The sequence below is a fragment of the Rhizobium sp. SVR5-2C genome (assembly GCF_056755115.1).
Genome location: NZ_JBNDHT010000012.1, coordinates 61,594 through 76,698, shown reverse-complemented (window position 1 = coordinate 76,698; position 15,105 = coordinate 61,594). Strand labels below are relative to the sequence as shown.

Annotated in this window: 17 protein-coding genes and 1 pseudogene; 10 read left to right on the top strand and 8 right to left on the bottom strand. The window is 60.0% G+C overall.

What is annotated here, in order from left to right:
- Window positions 1–463: pseudogene (locus ACPYOI_RS05845) on the top strand (hypothetical protein); the annotation flags it as partial.
- Window positions 464–466: 3 nt separating this feature from the next.
- On the opposite strand, the gene ACPYOI_RS05840 reads toward ACPYOI_RS05845, so the two are convergent.
- The 5 genes from ACPYOI_RS05840 to ACPYOI_RS05820 all read right to left on the bottom strand — a co-directional run bounded on the left by ACPYOI_RS05840 (window position 467) and on the right by ACPYOI_RS05820 (window position 4,893).
- Window positions 467–1,294, bottom strand: coding sequence for a lysophospholipid acyltransferase family protein (locus ACPYOI_RS05840; protein ID WP_481417117.1), 828 nt, complete (start codon window positions 1,292–1,294; stop codon window positions 467–469).
- 67 nt (window positions 1,295–1,361) lie between these two features.
- Entirely contained in the window at window positions 1,362–3,365 is a 2,004-nt protein-coding gene (gene thrS / locus ACPYOI_RS05835) for a threonine--tRNA ligase (protein ID WP_481417091.1), read from the bottom strand.
- Between the two features lie 123 nt (window positions 3,366–3,488).
- Window positions 3,489–4,016 carry a DUF1697 domain-containing protein gene (locus ACPYOI_RS05830; RefSeq protein WP_481417116.1) on the bottom strand — a complete coding sequence of 176 codons (528 nt, stop codon included), beginning with the start codon at window positions 4,014–4,016 and terminating at the stop codon, window positions 3,489–3,491.
- A 19-nt stretch (window positions 4,017–4,035) separates the two neighbouring features.
- Window positions 4,036–4,434: a membrane protein insertion efficiency factor YidD gene (yidD, locus tag ACPYOI_RS05825; RefSeq protein ID WP_481417090.1), complete on the bottom strand. Its 399-nt coding sequence runs from the start codon at window positions 4,432–4,434 to the stop codon at window positions 4,036–4,038.
- Window positions 4,435–4,446: 12 nt separating this feature from the next.
- On the bottom strand, window positions 4,447–4,893 hold the full coding sequence (locus ACPYOI_RS05820; protein WP_481417089.1) for an iron-sulfur cluster assembly scaffold protein: 447 nt from the start codon (window positions 4,891–4,893) through the stop codon (window positions 4,447–4,449).
- Window positions 4,894–5,198: 305 nt separating this feature from the next.
- Between ACPYOI_RS05820 and folE the strand changes: the two genes are divergently transcribed.
- The 3 genes from folE (at window position 5,199) to ACPYOI_RS05805 (ending at window position 7,374) form a co-directional block, all read left to right on the top strand.
- On the top strand, window positions 5,199–5,813 hold the full coding sequence (gene folE / locus ACPYOI_RS05815; protein WP_168831230.1) for a GTP cyclohydrolase I FolE: 615 nt from the start codon (window positions 5,199–5,201) through the stop codon (window positions 5,811–5,813).
- Between the two features lie 27 nt (window positions 5,814–5,840).
- The gene (gene hisI, locus ACPYOI_RS05810; protein ID WP_481417088.1) at window positions 5,841–6,290 is read left to right on the top strand and encodes a phosphoribosyl-AMP cyclohydrolase; all 450 of its coding nucleotides are present in this window, start codon (window positions 5,841–5,843) and stop codon (window positions 6,288–6,290) included.
- Window positions 6,291–6,405: 115 nt separating this feature from the next.
- Window positions 6,406–7,374: a patatin-like phospholipase family protein gene (locus ACPYOI_RS05805; protein ID WP_481417087.1), complete on the top strand. Its 969-nt coding sequence runs from the start codon at window positions 6,406–6,408 to the stop codon at window positions 7,372–7,374.
- A 24-nt stretch (window positions 7,375–7,398) separates the two neighbouring features.
- Here ACPYOI_RS05805 and ACPYOI_RS05800 read toward each other — a convergent pair whose 3' ends face one another.
- On the bottom strand, window positions 7,399–7,833 hold the full coding sequence (locus ACPYOI_RS05800) for a CBS domain-containing protein (RefSeq protein WP_481417086.1): 435 nt from the start codon (window positions 7,831–7,833) through the stop codon (window positions 7,399–7,401).
- A 104-nt stretch (window positions 7,834–7,937) separates the two neighbouring features.
- Window positions 7,938–8,708: a rhomboid family intramembrane serine protease gene (locus ACPYOI_RS05795; RefSeq protein WP_481417085.1), complete on the bottom strand. Its 771-nt coding sequence runs from the start codon at window positions 8,706–8,708 to the stop codon at window positions 7,938–7,940.
- 295 nt (window positions 8,709–9,003) lie between these two features.
- Between ACPYOI_RS05795 and ACPYOI_RS05790 the strand changes: the two genes are divergently transcribed.
- From ACPYOI_RS05790 to ACPYOI_RS05765, 6 genes are all read left to right on the top strand, one after another.
- Window positions 9,004–9,618 (top strand): PAS domain-containing protein, encoded by a 615-nt coding sequence (locus ACPYOI_RS05790; protein WP_481417115.1) that lies wholly within the window; start codon window positions 9,004–9,006, stop codon window positions 9,616–9,618.
- 122 nt (window positions 9,619–9,740) lie between these two features.
- Window positions 9,741–10,352: a PilZ domain-containing protein gene (locus ACPYOI_RS05785; RefSeq protein ID WP_481417084.1), complete on the top strand. Its 612-nt coding sequence runs from the start codon at window positions 9,741–9,743 to the stop codon at window positions 10,350–10,352.
- 657 nt (window positions 10,353–11,009) lie between these two features.
- Window positions 11,010–11,609 carry a transglutaminase-like cysteine peptidase gene (locus ACPYOI_RS05780; RefSeq protein ID WP_481417083.1) on the top strand — a complete coding sequence of 200 codons (600 nt, stop codon included), beginning with the start codon at window positions 11,010–11,012 and terminating at the stop codon, window positions 11,607–11,609.
- A 229-nt stretch (window positions 11,610–11,838) separates the two neighbouring features.
- The gene (locus ACPYOI_RS05775; protein WP_481417082.1) at window positions 11,839–12,591 is read left to right on the top strand and encodes a hypothetical protein; all 753 of its coding nucleotides are present in this window, start codon (window positions 11,839–11,841) and stop codon (window positions 12,589–12,591) included.
- 135 nt (window positions 12,592–12,726) lie between these two features.
- Window positions 12,727–14,220, top strand: coding sequence for an SPOR domain-containing protein (locus ACPYOI_RS05770; protein ID WP_481417114.1), 1,494 nt, complete (start codon window positions 12,727–12,729; stop codon window positions 14,218–14,220).
- Window positions 14,221–14,330: 110 nt separating this feature from the next.
- Complete coding sequence (locus ACPYOI_RS05765) at window positions 14,331–14,603, top strand: hypothetical protein (protein WP_168831221.1); 273 nt, start codon at window positions 14,331–14,333, stop codon at window positions 14,601–14,603.
- Between the two features lie 2 nt (window positions 14,604–14,605).
- Here the strand turns inward: ACPYOI_RS05765 and ACPYOI_RS05760 are convergent, their stop codons facing one another.
- Window positions 14,606–15,043 (bottom strand): DUF1489 family protein, encoded by a 438-nt coding sequence (locus ACPYOI_RS05760; protein WP_481417113.1) that lies wholly within the window; start codon window positions 15,041–15,043, stop codon window positions 14,606–14,608.
- Window positions 15,044–15,105: the final 62 nt, after the last annotated feature.

Genomic DNA, 15,105 nt, shown 5'->3' with positions numbered 1-15,105 from the left:
CGGAGCCGTCAACGCTGTCATTCGTGCCGATATCCAGGTCGAGGCCGGAAAGCTAACCGAAGCGACGATCCAGCACCGCGCGGCGCAGATCAACTTCAAGCTCGTTTCAGACGCCGGCGGCGAAGCGATCGCGGACACGGCCTGGTCGATCCTGACGGCTGCGGGCGACAGCGTCGGCGAAAGCGTCAGCGCCTTCCCGACCATGGTTCTGGCGGAAGGCGAGTATACAGCCGTCGCGCGCAACAAGGACAAGATCTATCAGCGCGACTTCAAGGTCGAGGCTGGCAGGAATACAGACGTCGAAGTGCTCATGAAGGACGAACAGCCGCAGGAACCCACCAGCGCCGCCACGACGCTGCAGCAGGAACCGCAGCCGGCAGCCGCCGGCGAACCGCAGAATTCCGCGCGTGCGCCGCTCCCCTCCTATGAGCAGCTGGTACCGGGCGGCGCGGATGCTGATTGATCCTCAGATGCTCTTTTGCCCCCTGACGGGCGCCAGAGAAAAGACCGCGCCGTAAAGCGCCGCGAGCAAACCCTTCCGATCACTCCTCCGCAGTTCTTCGTACGGCAGGATCTGCCCCACATGGGCGACAATCGTCTTGCCCGACAGCCGCCGAAACTCCCGGATCAGAAGCGAGAGGCGAAGCGTCAGCGAAAACCGGCTGGCAATGTGAAACAGCGGCCCATTCTGGCCCTCGAAATAGATGGGCAAGACGTCGGCGCCGGCCGCTTGGACGAGCTTGGCCGGGAACATCTTCCATGGAAGATCCTGTGCGCGGCCGAAACCGTTCTTGGCCGTCGCTACGCCACCGCCCGGAAAGATGACGACCGTTACACCTTCCTTCAGCAGGCGGACCGCCTCGCGACGCGTGTCCATATTGATGGCAAGCGCTGCCTTGGTCTCCTCGAAAGAGACCGGAAGCGAGTAGTCAGCCATCTCAGGCAGCTTCAGCAGCTCATTGTGAATGAGAACACGAAACGGCCGGCCGAGCTGCTCGGCGAGAGACAGGACGGCTATGCCGTCGCCGATGCCGAACGGATGATTGGCGACGATGACCAGGGGTCTGCCTGCAGGTGCGGCGGCAGGCCAGTTTCCGCGGATATCGAGATCGACGTCGATGAGGTCGAGGAGCTTGCCGAAGACGCGCTCGCGCGATGGCACGATGTCGGTGCGCCATATCTCATAGAAACGAACATAGCGGTTGCGGCCCGAAAGACCCTCGATCGAGCGGATCAGCCAGCGCTTGAAGCGGGGATCGTTATCGCTGGCGTAGGATAGCTGTTTGAAGCGCAAAACCGCCCGGCCTCTATTGAAGACCGGGCGGTTATGTATCAAAGCGATGACATCCGTCTGACAGAGCTCAGGCGGCCTTTGCCCGCTTCGCTTCTATCTTGCGGCGGATATCCGGCGGCGTCGCTTCCCAGGCAAGGCTCTCGATCGCCTCGTCGAGTGACATCGAGGTTTGCTCCTGGCTGCCGAGGCGGCGGATATTGACCGTGCGCTCCTCGGCTTCCTTCCTGCCGCAGACGATGATGACAGGAACTTTCGTAACGGAATGTTCGCGGATCTTGTAGTTGATCTTCTCGTTACGGAAGTCGGTTTCGACGTTGAGCCCGGCCTCGCGCAACGCTTCGGCAACTTCCTGGCCGTAGCCGTCCGCCTCCGAAGTAATCGTCGCGACCACGACCTGCAGCGGCGAGACCCAGAGCGGCAGGTGGCCGGCAAAGTTCTCGATCAGGATACCGAGGAAGCGCTCCATGGAGCCGCAGATCGCCCGGTGGATCATCACCGGCTGCGTCTTCTCCGAATTGCTGTCGATGTAGAAGGCACCGAAGCGTTCCGGAAGGTTGAAGTCGACCTGCGTCGTACCGCATTGCCATTCGCGGCCGATGGCATCCTTCAGCGTATATTCGAACTTCGGACCGTAGAACGCGCCCTCGCCCGGCAGAATGCCGGTCTTGATGTCGTTCGACTGCTGCTGGATCGTCGTGAGAACATCCGTCATGACGCTCTCGGCGCGATCCCAAAGATCGTCCGAACCGACGCGCTTGTCCGGGCGCGTGGAGAGCTTGATGGTGATCTCGTCGAAACCGAAGTCCTTGTAGACCGAAAGGATCAGGTCATTGATCTTAAGGCATTCGGCAGCCATCTGCTCGTCGGTGCAGAAGATATGCGCATCGTCCTGCGTGAAGCCACGCACACGCATCAGGCCATGCAGTGCACCGGACGGCTCGTAGCGATGGACCGTGCCGAATTCCGCAAGGCGGATCGGCAGTTCGCGATAGGATTTCAGGCCATGCTTGAAGATCTGGACGTGACCAGGGCAGTTCATCGGCTTCAGCGCGAAGACGCGGTTGTCCGCCTCCTTGTCGTCGGGATGGGTGATCGCATGGGCGGATTTTACCGCGAACATGTTTTCCTGGTACCAGCCCCAGTGCCCCGAAGTCTCCCAGAGCGAGGCGTCGAGAACCTGCGGCGCGTTGACCTCCTGATAGTCGGCCGCCAGCCGCCGGCGCATGTAGGCGACAAGCGTCTGGAAGATGCGCCAGCCCTTGCCGTGCCAGAACACGACGCCCGGTCCTTCCTCCTGGAAATGGAAGAGGTCCATTTCACGGCCGAGACGGCGATGATCGCGCTTCTCGGCCTCGGCAAGGATATGCAGGTAGTTGTCGAGTTCGGACTGCTCGGCAAAGGCCGTACCGTAGATGCGGGTCAACATCGGATTGTTGCTGTCGCCGCGCCAGTACGCACCGGCCACCTTCATCAGCTTGAAGGCATTGCCGATCTGGCCCGTGGAGGCCATATGCGGCCCGCGGCAAAGGTCGAACCAGTCGCCCTGATAGTAGATCTTGAGATCCTGGCCCTCCGGGATCGCATCGACAAGCTCGACCTTGTACTGCTCGCCCTTGGCCGCGAACACTTCCTTGGCTTTTTCGCGCGACCAGACCTGTTTGGTAAAGGGCGCGTTGCGGGCGATGATCTCCCTCATCTTCTTTTCGATCTTCGGCAGATCGTCAGGTGTGAAGGGCTCGTTCTTGGCGAAGTCGTAATAGAAGCCGTTCTCGATGACCGGGCCGATCGTGACCTGCGTGCCGGGCCAGAGCTCCTGCACGGCTTCGGCCATAACGTGTGCTGCGTCGTGGCGGATGAGTTCCAGCGCGCGCTCGTCGTTGCGGGTGATGATCTCGATTTTGCCCGTCGTCACGGGGTCGGAAAGGTCGCGCACCATGCCATCGATCGCAATGGCGACGGCCTTCTTGGCGAGCGACTTGGAAATGGATTCGGCAACGTCGCGGCCGGTCGTGCCCGGCTCGAAATTACGCTGGTTGCCGTCAGGAAAAGTAAGGGAAACGGATTGGGACATATCGATATTCTCCTTGTCCAGTCCCGCCAACGAATGCGGGTGGTTGCAATGAAGCGCTTCGTCCGTGCGAACGCGCCGCCGCCTGATACCGAGATTTGGCGAGCGAGTAAAGAAAAAGCAGGTTCAGCTGATCATTTCGGCAAGACCGCGCACCGTGTTCCAGTTGCGGAGCGTGCCGACGCCCATGCGCTTGGTGGTCAGCGCCGAGAGTAGCCTCCACTCGCTGGGTTTACCGGCAAAATCGATCCAGAGATCGCCGGCAGTGAACGCCAGACGCTGATTGGGGTCGGTGTACTTCTCGAGCGCGTCTAGTACGGAGCGATCGAGAGGCTTTCGCATGACGCGGACGATGACCTGACTGCCTTCACCGTCCGGAAAGGGATTGGCCTCCGCGAGCTTCAGCCAATCCCCGCCCCTGCGGACGATGATATCGACAGCCTTGCCGAACCGTGCCTTGAAGGCTGTCTCAAGTTTTGCCTCGATGTCACCGAGTGGTGCGTCGGCTGCTTCGAAAACGATATTGCCCGTGGAAACGAGCGTCCGCGGATTGCGGTAGCCGAGTGCTTCCGTCATGTCGCGAAGATCTGACATCGCCACACGGCGACCTGGCCCGAGCACGATACTGTGAAGGAGGGCGACGTAGGTGGTCATACCCGGCATGGACATGCGGTCAGCCTGCTTTTCGTCCGAGCGCAAGATAGCGCCACGGCGTCCACCAATAAAAACGACGCTCGAGCGCCTCCGGAACCGGATCGAGCCCGCTGGTGCCGCCCGGGCCGCAGCGCCCGACGCGGAAGAGCGTCATCCAGCCGCCGGCCCAAAGCCCATGGCGGGCAATGGCCTCATAGCCATATTCGGAACAGGTGGGGATGTGCCGACACGAGTTACCGACGAAGCCGGACAAGGTCAGCTGATAAAGCCGGATGAAGCCCATTCCGAGCAGGCGATCCGGGGTCTTGCGGAAGGGACCGGTGTAGTTTCGGGAAAACCGCAGCGGCTCTTTCCGAGGGCCGGCTGCGCCGCCTTCGTCCTCCTGCTCATTGTGACTGATGGAACAGAATTCGCACATCGCTCGCGCCGCTCAAGCCTCAACCGTTTCGGCGCGTTTTGCTTCGATCTGCCCGATTGCGTCGACGACGGCGTCGAAAGTCAGCATGGTGGAGGCGTGCCGCGCCTTGTAGTCCCTGACCGGGCGAAGGTAACGCATATCCTCGAAGCGGCCTTCCGGACCCTGCCCGTCCGCCTTCAGCATCGCAAGCATGTCTTCACGGGCTTTACGCACTTCGCCGGCGGTCGCGCCGACGACGTGGCGCGCCATGATCGAGGAGGAAGCCTGACCGAGCGCGCAAGCTTTCACGTCATGGGCGAAATCCGTCACCGTGTCGCCCTTCATCTTTAGCCAGATCGTAACCTTGGAACCGCAGAGTTTCGAATGGGCCTTGGCGCTGGCGTCGGCATCCGGCATGCTGCCGGTCATCGGAATATTGCCTGCAAATTCGAGGATTTTGGTGTTATAGATGTCTTCCATGATGAATTCCGCTCCAGATTGCCGCGGACCGGCTCATTCGGCGGTCATTGTAACACAAACAAAAAACACACCGTGTCGTGTTAGCATACTTACATGACGACGCCGTCTTCCTATATGTATGTCGTTCGAAGGCCATAAAAATGCAATGGCCTCGGGTAAGTTTGATTAGGAAACCGTGCCGGACGGGCGATAAGTTGCCCCGAAAGCCCCGGAGCCTGCCAAAGGTGCAAAATTCCTGACAAGGGATGCCAGTGGCGAGTCCGAAAGACGATCCGCACATTCGCGGATCAGGAGACTTGAGCAGTATGGACGCCATCGTAAAGAATTTTCCGCAGACCAACCGTGACTCGGAACGCCCCAGCCAGAAGGAAGCGGAAGACGCAGTTCGCGTCCTGCTCCGCTGGGCTGGTGACGATCCCTCGCGTGAAGGGCTGATTGATACCCCTACCCGCGTCGCCAAAGCCTATCGCGAACTCTTCGCCGGCTACGACATGGACCCGGAAGAGGTGCTTGGCCGCACTTTCGAGGAGGTCGCCGGTTACGACGACATGGTGCTCGTGCGGGACATTCCCTTCTTCTCGCATTGTGAACATCACATGGTTCCGATCATCGGCAAGGCGCACGTCGCCTATATTCCCGATGGCAGGGTGCTTGGCCTTTCGAAGATCGCCCGCGTCGTCGAGATCTATGCGCGCCGCCTGCAGACTCAGGAAACCATGACGGCGCAGATCGCAAGTGCGATCGACGAAACGCTGCGTCCGCGCGGCGTTGCGGTCATGATTGAAGCTGAGCATATGTGCATGGCCATGCGCGGCGTTCAGAAGCAAGGCTCCACCACATTGACGACAACCTTTACTGGAAGTTTCAAGGCCGAGCCTGCTGAGCAAGCCCGCTTCATGACGATGGTACGGAGCCGTTGATATCGGCTCCAATGAGGGAGCCGACTGATGTCATTTGCATTTAATGCGCCGTCCGAAGACAAATCCGAACTAGAAGACGCCGGTGATTTCACGCCGCGCTTCGATGATCGTGGCCTGATCGCCGCGATCGTCACCGATGCGCATGACGGCGAACTGCTGATGGTCGCGCATATGAACGCACAAGCGCTTGCGCTTACGATCCAGACACGGAAGGCACATTACTTCAGCCGCTCGCGGGGCAAACTCTGGATGAAGGGCGAAACTTCCGGCAACGTCCAGATGGTCAAGGAAATACGCACCGACTGCGATCAGGATGCAATCTGGCTTAAAGTAGAGGTCGCGGGGCACGATGCTACGTGCCATACTGGACGGCGTTCCTGCTTCTACCGGACGGTTAATCTTCAGGACGGAAAGCCGATGCTCGACATCGTCGATGATGAGCTGCATTTCGACCCGAAAGACGTCTACGGCAAGTAGCGCGTGGCGGCGTCTGCTTGCTTTTGGGCCAAGGAACGGCGGTTATATACGATTTGGAAAGACTACGGGACGAGTATTACAGACGACTATGTTTCTGCCGCGAGGGAGGCGCAACATGCTGAATTGGAATTTGAACCGCCAAGGCTCTCAGGCAAATAATTCCGCTTCCGGCAGTCCGACAGTCCCAGCCACTACGCCCCCCGCAGACTCCTCCCTTCTCCCTAACAAGGCGAAGATTGCGCTGGCGCTCGGCGGTGGCGCAGCGCGCGGCTGGGCGCATATCGGCGTGCTGCGCGCGCTGGACGAGGCAGCAATAGAAGTCGGCATGATCGCTGGTACCTCCATCGGTGCGCTTGTCGGCGGCTGCTATCTTGCCGGCAAACTGGATGAGCTAGAGGCCTTCGCCCGGTCGCTGACGATGCGGCGTATTGCAAGCCTGCTTGACCTCACGATCGGCGGTAGCGGGCTTTTCGGCGGCATGCGTCTGACGAAGCGGATGCAAGAGCATCTCGAGGGCTTGAACATCGAAGACCTCAGCCGCCCCTTTGTGGCGGTTGCCGCGGAAGTGAACACCGGTCACGAGGTCTGGATTGCGAATGGTTCCCTGATTACCGCGCTGCGCGCATCCTATGCTCTACCCGGCATCTTCGAGCCGGTCCGCAGCAACAACCGGACCCTGGTCGACGGCGCGTTGGTCAATCCGGTGCCGGTTTCGGTTTGCCGCAGCTACGAAGAGCCGCTCGTCGTCGCTGTCAATCTGAACTACGATCTGTTCGGCCGTTCCGCAGTCGTCAAGCACAATGCAAGCCTTACGCTTCAGGAAATGCAGAAGCAGGAGGAGGCACCTTATGCACGCCTGGGAATGACCGGCGTGATGGTACAGGCCTTCAACATCATTCAGGATAGAATTTCGCGCGCCCGGCTTGCCGGCGATCCGCCGGATATCTCGCTGCATCCGCGTCTCAGCGACATGGGCCTTTCGGAATTCCACCGGGCCGGGGAAGCGATCGAACGCGGCTACGAGGAAGCCAAGGCGCGGCTTCCTGAAATTCGTAGAATGCAGGAAGCGTTTGCGAATACCTAGTCACGTATGACGACCAGAAGTGTATCAGCCTGCGATATAGGCTTTGATCTCTTCTGCCTCGCGTTCAACTTCTGCAATACGCGTCTTAACGACGTCACCGATCGAAATGATGCCGGTGAGCTTGCCATGTGCTTCGACCGGCACGTGCCGGAAACGCCGGCTGGTCATCAGCTCCATCAACTCGTTGACGGTCGTTTCCTCGTGACAGCGGAAAACCTTGGATGTCATCAATGAGACAACCGGTTGATCGAGGCATTCCTTGCCAAACTTCGCTACAGCATTGACGAGATCGCGCTCGGTGAAGATCCCCGAAATGCGATCATCCGCACCGAGGATGACCACCGCGCCGATCTTGCGGCTGTTCAGCACTTTTGCCGCTTCGGCGGCGGTCGTGTTCGGCCCGACCGTGACGACGTCGCGGCCCTTTTGGTCTAGGATGGCCTTTACGGTGTTGGACATTTGAACCCTCCTCCCATGTCGAAAGCGAAACGCTTAACTGATCAGTGGCTTCCACGCGGCTGCGAGTTCCAATGCCGATCAATCGGAATGGTGCACTCCCACGCTCAAGATTGCAACATATCGTGTGCTTCTGAACTATCAGGACCCGCCGGTATGTTCCGGTCGAACAGCGGGAAAAGGAAGAATCCGAAAATAAAGCCGCCGATATGGGCGTCCCAGGCGATCGGCTGGTTCGGATCGCCGATCAGCGGAATGCCAACCGCGATCAGCACATTGCCGAGCAGCCAGAAGACTGTGAAGACTATGACCGTCCGGCTCCGCAGGGACTCCATGACGGACAGGCGCGGATTGAGATGGGCCGGACGCAGCCCCCTGCGTTCCGCCGGAAAGGCAAAGCGGCAGGCCGCTCCCATGAGGGCAGAAACGACGCCGGAAGCCCCTATGAGCAAGGTCGGATTACCCCAGTTCAACCCGGCATGAAGCGCAGCCGAGGCGACCGACGAGAAAATCCAGAATATGACATAGCGCGACGCGCCGATGCGGCGCGCGATCGGCGCCCCGAAGGCCATCAGCCAGAGTCCGTTGAAGAGAATGTGCTCCACGCTGCCGTGCAGCAGCGAATAGGTTACCGGCGACCAGAGCCATTGCGGCCCCTGCTCCGAGAACGGAATCACGTAGCGTGCCGGAATGAACCCGAAGTTGAAGAACAGCCAATCGACGGCGTCTGCGGGAAGAAGGACCGATTGGACGGCATAGATCGCCCCGAGCAGACAGAGCGTCGCGAGCAGGATGCCGGGCAGATTGAAGATCGGCGTCCGTGTCTTTGCGGCCGGGGTTTCGTCTGCCGACTCCGGCTCTGTCCTGTGGTCTTCCATATCCGTCCTCGCCGGTTCAGGCCAAAGCCTTACAGGAGCGAAGGTCAAAAAAAAAGCCGTCCGGAAGAACCAGACGGCTTGCCGGACATCCCCCGAGTATCCCTCGTGCCCGATCAGTGCGTGTGCTGAACTTCGTTTCCGAAGCGATGGGCAACCGTCGCACGACAAGACTCCGCAGCGCAATCGAAACCGCTTCTTAACCTTAACTCGCCGCAGTTGGCATGAAATCCGCTAGGTAGAGAGCAAAAGAGCCCTTCAGGCTCGAACTCGAACCAAAATGAAACAGGTTGGCACCGTGCGCCATCAGACGATCATCGATATTTATGACTATTGGAACCGGTTACGGGGATCCGGCGACGCCCCGCTGAAATCGCAGATCGAGCCGTCGAGCCTGGGCCATATTCTCCCGAGCCTGTTCATTCTTGAGAAGAACGACGGTCTGGGCGCCGTCACCTTCCGGCTTGCGGGCACGCGGATCTGTGATCTCTTTGGGCGCGATCTGCGCGGTGAAAGCTTTGCGGAACTGTTCGGCGATGGGCATACGCTCGACATCGAGGCAACGCTTCGTGGCGCCATGGAGCACGCGATCCCCACGCTGCTCAATGCCACCGGCTACAGCACTGCTGGGCACCAGGCGAGCTTTGAGATCATCGTCATGCCATTGCGCTCCGAAGGGGGACGCCCCGAGCGGCTGCTCGGCGCAATCGCGCCGTCCGTCGCGGCAAGCTGGCTGGAGATCGTTCCGCTTGATTTTCTGGCGCTGGACCGCAGCCGTCTTCTCCGCGACAGACCGGCCCAGGACCGGAAGGAAAGCTGGCCATATGCAGCTGTCAGCGAACGCCCGCACGGTGTCGGTGCCTTCATCGGCCGCGTGATGTCTTCATTGTTCTCAGGCCCGGCGTCGCACTGACCGTCTCATTGCGGCACAGTTCGCTTTATGCTCCGAGGTGTATCGACCTTCTTCAGGACAACCTTCTGTTAAGGGGTTGCCGGTTATGATCCGTGTATATCATTTCATGAAGAAGTTCTTTCATGCACTCGTTCCAGCAAGCCCAGCCGCCCCGGATTGCGCCGCGTCCCGAACAGGGTGTTTTCCAGCGCGTGCCCATCCATATGCAGGGCCGCCTGATGCTTGCGAACTACGAAGAATATGAATGCACTGTGATCGATATGTCGCCGGGCGACATGTACGTCACCTGCAACGGCCGTCCGCGCGCCAATGAGCGGGTCGTCGCCTACATCGATCATCTCGGACGCGTCGAAGGCCACGTCCAGACCGTGGACGTGCGCGGCTTCACGATGTCGATCAACGCCACCGAGCGCAAGCGGGAAAAGCTGGCGGCACAGTTGACGTGGCTCGCCAACAAACACGAGCTCGGCCTGCCGGAAGACCGCCGCCACGATCGTCTGACGCCGCGCGAAACCCAGACCGAATTGACGCTCGAAGACGGCACGCGCTACACCTGCCGCATCATGGACCTTTCGCTTTCGGGCGCCGCAGTCGACGTGGACGTGCGCCCTGCCCTCGGCACGGCGATCCGCCTCGGCAACATGCGTGGCCGCGTCGTCCGTCATTTCAGCGACGGCGTCGCGCTCGAATTCCTCTCGGTCCAGTCGCGCGAGACCTTGCGCGAGTTCCTCTAGGCGATTGTCATCTTAGTGTCATCGATATGAGAGATGAACGCCGCCCCAACAGGTGGCTTTCTCAGTCCTTGCTTTATCCCGAAATCGAGCCCTACGAAGAGGGATTCCTGGAGACCGGTGACGGCAACCGGATCTAGGGCGCTGACAACCGCTTGGGAACTGGTCGGAGCATGGCCTGGCAGCCGCCTTGTCGTGACTGAAAACGCGGCGCACGCGACATCGACACCGCTGTCTCCTCCGCGATCGTCACGGCAACCAACGAATTTCGCGAAACTCTTCGAAAATAATTTTTGCGGGCTGCAGCTGAGATCAGCCGCGCTGACCCGCCAAATTCAGCCCTTCCGCCTGATTTCCACACCCGTCCGTGATGCTCGGATGTCGATTGGCAGCCAGCCAACCTCCCGAAATCCGGCCTCGCCATTAACTTTTGCATGGAGAGCCGCCGCTTGCGTGGCCTCCGGGCGTTGTTCTGACGCTTAGAATTTTATTCAAATTTACGTCGAAACCGCATCCAATTTTACGCGTATTCGACTTTGTTTTTAATCAGGTTTTATGCGTCTTTGAATCAACTAAGCCTTTAATTCTATTGCGTAATTTTGCAGCGGATAAAAACGTCTGTGCCATTGTCGTCCTCATAGAACAGGGACGACAAAAACGATGTTCAATGCAATCAAAGGCGGCTTTTTCGGCGGTATACTACTGATGGCGATGGCGGGCGCGGGACAAGCGGCGCCTGGCAGCATGACACTTGCAGGCAATGCCAGCCCACCGATTGGCCACTACGAATTTTGCAGGGCAAATCCGAGCGAATGCGCCTATGCCGGCGGCGACGCCGGTCCGGCGATCCTGACGGAGGAGCGCTGGAAGACGATCCTCAAGATCAACTACGAGGTCAACTCGCAGATCAAGCCGATGACCGACATGGAAATCTACGGCGTCGAAGAGCGCTGGGCCTACCCGCGCACCGTCGGCGACTGCGAGGACTTCGCGCTGCTGAAGCGCAAGATGCTGATCGACGACGGCTTCTCGCCGTCCGACCTGCTCATGACGGTCGTCATGCAGCCGAATGGCGAAGGCCATGCGGTGCTGACGGTCCGCACAGACCACGGCGACTTCATCCTCGACAACATGCGCAACAAGGTGATGCTCTGGGGCGATACCGAGTACACCTTCCTGAAGCGTCAGTCCGCCGATGATCCGGCACGCTGGACGAAGTTGCAGGACGGCCGTGCCGTCGCAGTTGGTAGCGTACGCTAAGATCAATTGCACCCGCCGGGGATACCGGCGGGTTCCACTCGGCCCGGTCCGTCCCCGCATCCCGTCCCGACCGGTGCCCTGAGCCGCTCCCGCTGTCCCGGGAGCGGCTTACTTTTTCAAGCGCACCCGAATTAACTCTTCCTTTACCGAACTGCTGGATCTTTTCGCGAGATTTAGCACCGGCGGCTCCAGTTTCGTTTACGGCGGTCAGACAACTGAAGAGCCCGCCATGAGCCACTTCGCCCGCAGTGCCGACACACCCGATGAGGCGCCCCTCTTTTCCAACGGCGTGATCGTGCGATTGATCGCACTCGTCACCGTTCTTGCCACGCTGACGCTTGCAATCAGTATTGGTGGCCGCTGGATCGGGCGGCACATTACGCTGGCGGGCAATACCGACAGCACGGAGGCAGTCACGATCGCCATTGGCCGCGACGCACTCAGTCTGCCTGAAAATGCGTTGCGCTTCCCAAGCCAGAGGCACAACGGAATGGCGGAGCGCGCCGACATTTACCTCACATGGCCAGAGATGCAGGGCTATTCAAAGGAGCACCGCGAGCGCTTTGACGACATATCGCTGTCCGCCAATCTCATCTTCGTGCAGATCACCCAAAGCACGATGTCGCAGGACATGTCCGGCCGACTCGAGCCAATCTACTCGCATCTGACGGAGGGCGCCGCCGTTCCTTACGGCCACGGCCTGACGCTCCGCAAGTTGAAGGCCGAAGCGGGCTATGGCGGCGAGGTTCTGCTGACCGGAGCGCGTGCAAACCAGACCGAATATGCGGTGCGCTGCATCCTGCCCTCGTCCCCCGCCGATGCGACAAGCGGGGATTGCCAACGCGACATTAAAGTCGGGAAGGATCTCAGCGTCCTTTATCGCTTCTCAAGCCGTCATTTGCAGGACTGGGACCATATTGATGCCGCTATTCGAACCTTTGTGGAAGCGCGGCTTGTGACCCGTACCGCAACACCCCGCTAAAAAGCAGCCGGACGGCGAAGCAAACGATTAATCATAAACGGATTGGTAACCCCACCAGGCTAACGTCAAAAGACAATGGTCGCGCCGATACGGATGTGCGCGCCGACCAATCGTGAAATGCAAGCGAAGAGTTAAATAGTGTCAAGGTCTGTATCCTTCGTACCATCGCCGAGGTCCGGCAATTTCCTATTCAAGATTCTGGCTGTGGTTGCCATCGCGACGACCGCCTTTCTCGCTGAATCGGTCACAGCAGAAGCAGAAGCCGCCAATCCGAAATATGCGGGCATTGTCGTCGATGCGAAAACGGGGAACGTGCTCTACAGCGAGAATTCCGACCGTCTGCAATACCCGGCGTCGCTGACGAAGATGATGACGCTCTACATGGTCTTCGAGGCGCTTGAGCAAGGGCGCATTCGTCTGGACACACGCGTTCCCTTTTCCGCTCATGCATCTGCGCAGGCTCCGACCAAGCTCGGTGTGAAAGCCGGCAATTCGATCACCGTCGAGCAGGGCATCCTTGGTCTTGTCACGCTCTCCGCCAATGACGCGGCAACCGCGCTTGGCGAATTGCTTGGCGGCAGCGAAGACCGTTTCGGGCAGATGATGACGGCAAAGGCACATGCGCTCGGCATGACCCGCACCACCTATCGCAATGCCAACGGCCTGCCGAATACGGCTCAGATGACCACGGCGCGCGACCAGGCCCGTCTCGGCATCGCTCTTCGTCAGCATTTTCCGCAGTATTACGCCTATTTCTCCACGCGCAGCTTCAAGTTCGGCAACCGCGTCATCCGCAGCCACAACCGCCTTGTCGGTTCTGTGCGCGGCGTCGACGGCATCAAGACCGGCTATACCCGCGCTGCCGGCTTCAATCTCGTGAGCTCGGTGCAGGTGGACGGCAGATCAATCGTCGGCGTCGTCATGGGCGGAACGTCGACACCTGCCCGCGATTCCCAGATGCGCAAGCTCATTGCGACTTACCTTCCAAAAGCGTCGACGCGTGGTGGCTCTAACCTCATCGCCGAGAAGGCTCCAACGCCTGCGGCCGACGCTCCGGTCTCGACCGCTGGCGTCGATCTGCCGCACAAGGGTCCGACGCCGGATGCCCGCTACGAGGTGGCGTCGGCAGCGGTTGCCTATGCCGACTCGCCGGCTCAGAGCTCCGAAAACCCGCTTGTCGCACAACAGAAGCCCGAGATACCTGCTCCCACGAAAGTGAAGACGACGAGCTTCAAGCAGGCCTCCGTCGCCGTTCCGTCTCCCGCCCCGGCCTACATGCCGCCGGAGCAGCCTGCCAGCGATCCGGTTGATGCGGTGACCACCGCCTCCGTAGCCCCGCAGCCAGCTGCTGCAAAGCGCGTCTCGAGCGCGGAGCAGGAGCCGAGCGGCTGGGTTGTGCAGATCGGCGTATCTTCCAGCCGCGACATGGCAATGGACTTGCTGGAGAAGGCGAAGAGCAAGGGTGGCAAGGCACTGCGTTCCGCGAAGCCTTTCGCTGTCGCTTATTCAAATGGTGGCGATCAGATTTATCGCGCTCGCTTTGGCGGCTTCGACGACCAGCGCGAAGCTGTGAATGCCTGCAACGCCCTCAAGCGTACAGGCGTGAAGTGCTGGGCCTCGGCCCAATGAGATTTACGGCGCCGCTGGCTTTTCCGGCGGCGCCGTTCAAGGCCGGATTCGGTGTTCGCGACGCCGGCTTGAGTTCCTAACCTCGATTTGTAATGCGTACGGGGACGAATATGGCAACGAATGGCAATATTACGGGCTTTCCGCCGCGCGGGTCAGGCAGGCCGGGACGATTCGGCTTTCATCCGCTGCACGAGGCAGCTCTCCGGCTCGCCGAAATCGGCTTGCATCGGCCGAGAGCGAAATCAGCAAAGACCAAGGACCTCATCAACTTGCTGCTCTGCCATGGCGCGCGCGCGTGGCGCTATTCGCAGCCCGAGGCCCGCATTCACCTGCACGTTACCTGCGCGGATGGCAGGTCGCCGGTCATGTTGCGGCTGCGCTGAACCTAGAGTAGCCCCAGTTCAGAGAGCTCGCGGCGTAAATCCGCGGGCATTTCGGCAACGCCATCGCCGAGTGTCGTGATATCCCGCGGCACATCTTCTTCCGGATAATAGCGCCAGCCCTGGAACGCGCGTTTCGGCTGCACGGCGGTTTCGATCACCTCCGGCCCAAGTACGAGGTGGCATCGGCCGATCCCCTCGCCGTCCGTGAAGGTTTCGATGTCCAGCAGCTTCTGGCGCGCCTGCACCTGTCCCTTGATCACCCAATAGAGAGAGCCGCCGTCGAGCAGTTCCGTCACGCGTTTCGGGACCATGCGCGTCGTGTGCACGGAATGTGGCTCGAGGCCCGCCGCAATCGCTCGAAGCGAACGCTCGGCCACCCACTCGCGCAGGTCCTCGATCGAGTCTGCACCCACGCACAATTTGATGAGATGTAATGCCATGCTGCCGTTGAAATCCTTTTGACCGGCAGCGTCAAGCATCTACCGGCTGCAAGTCCACAACG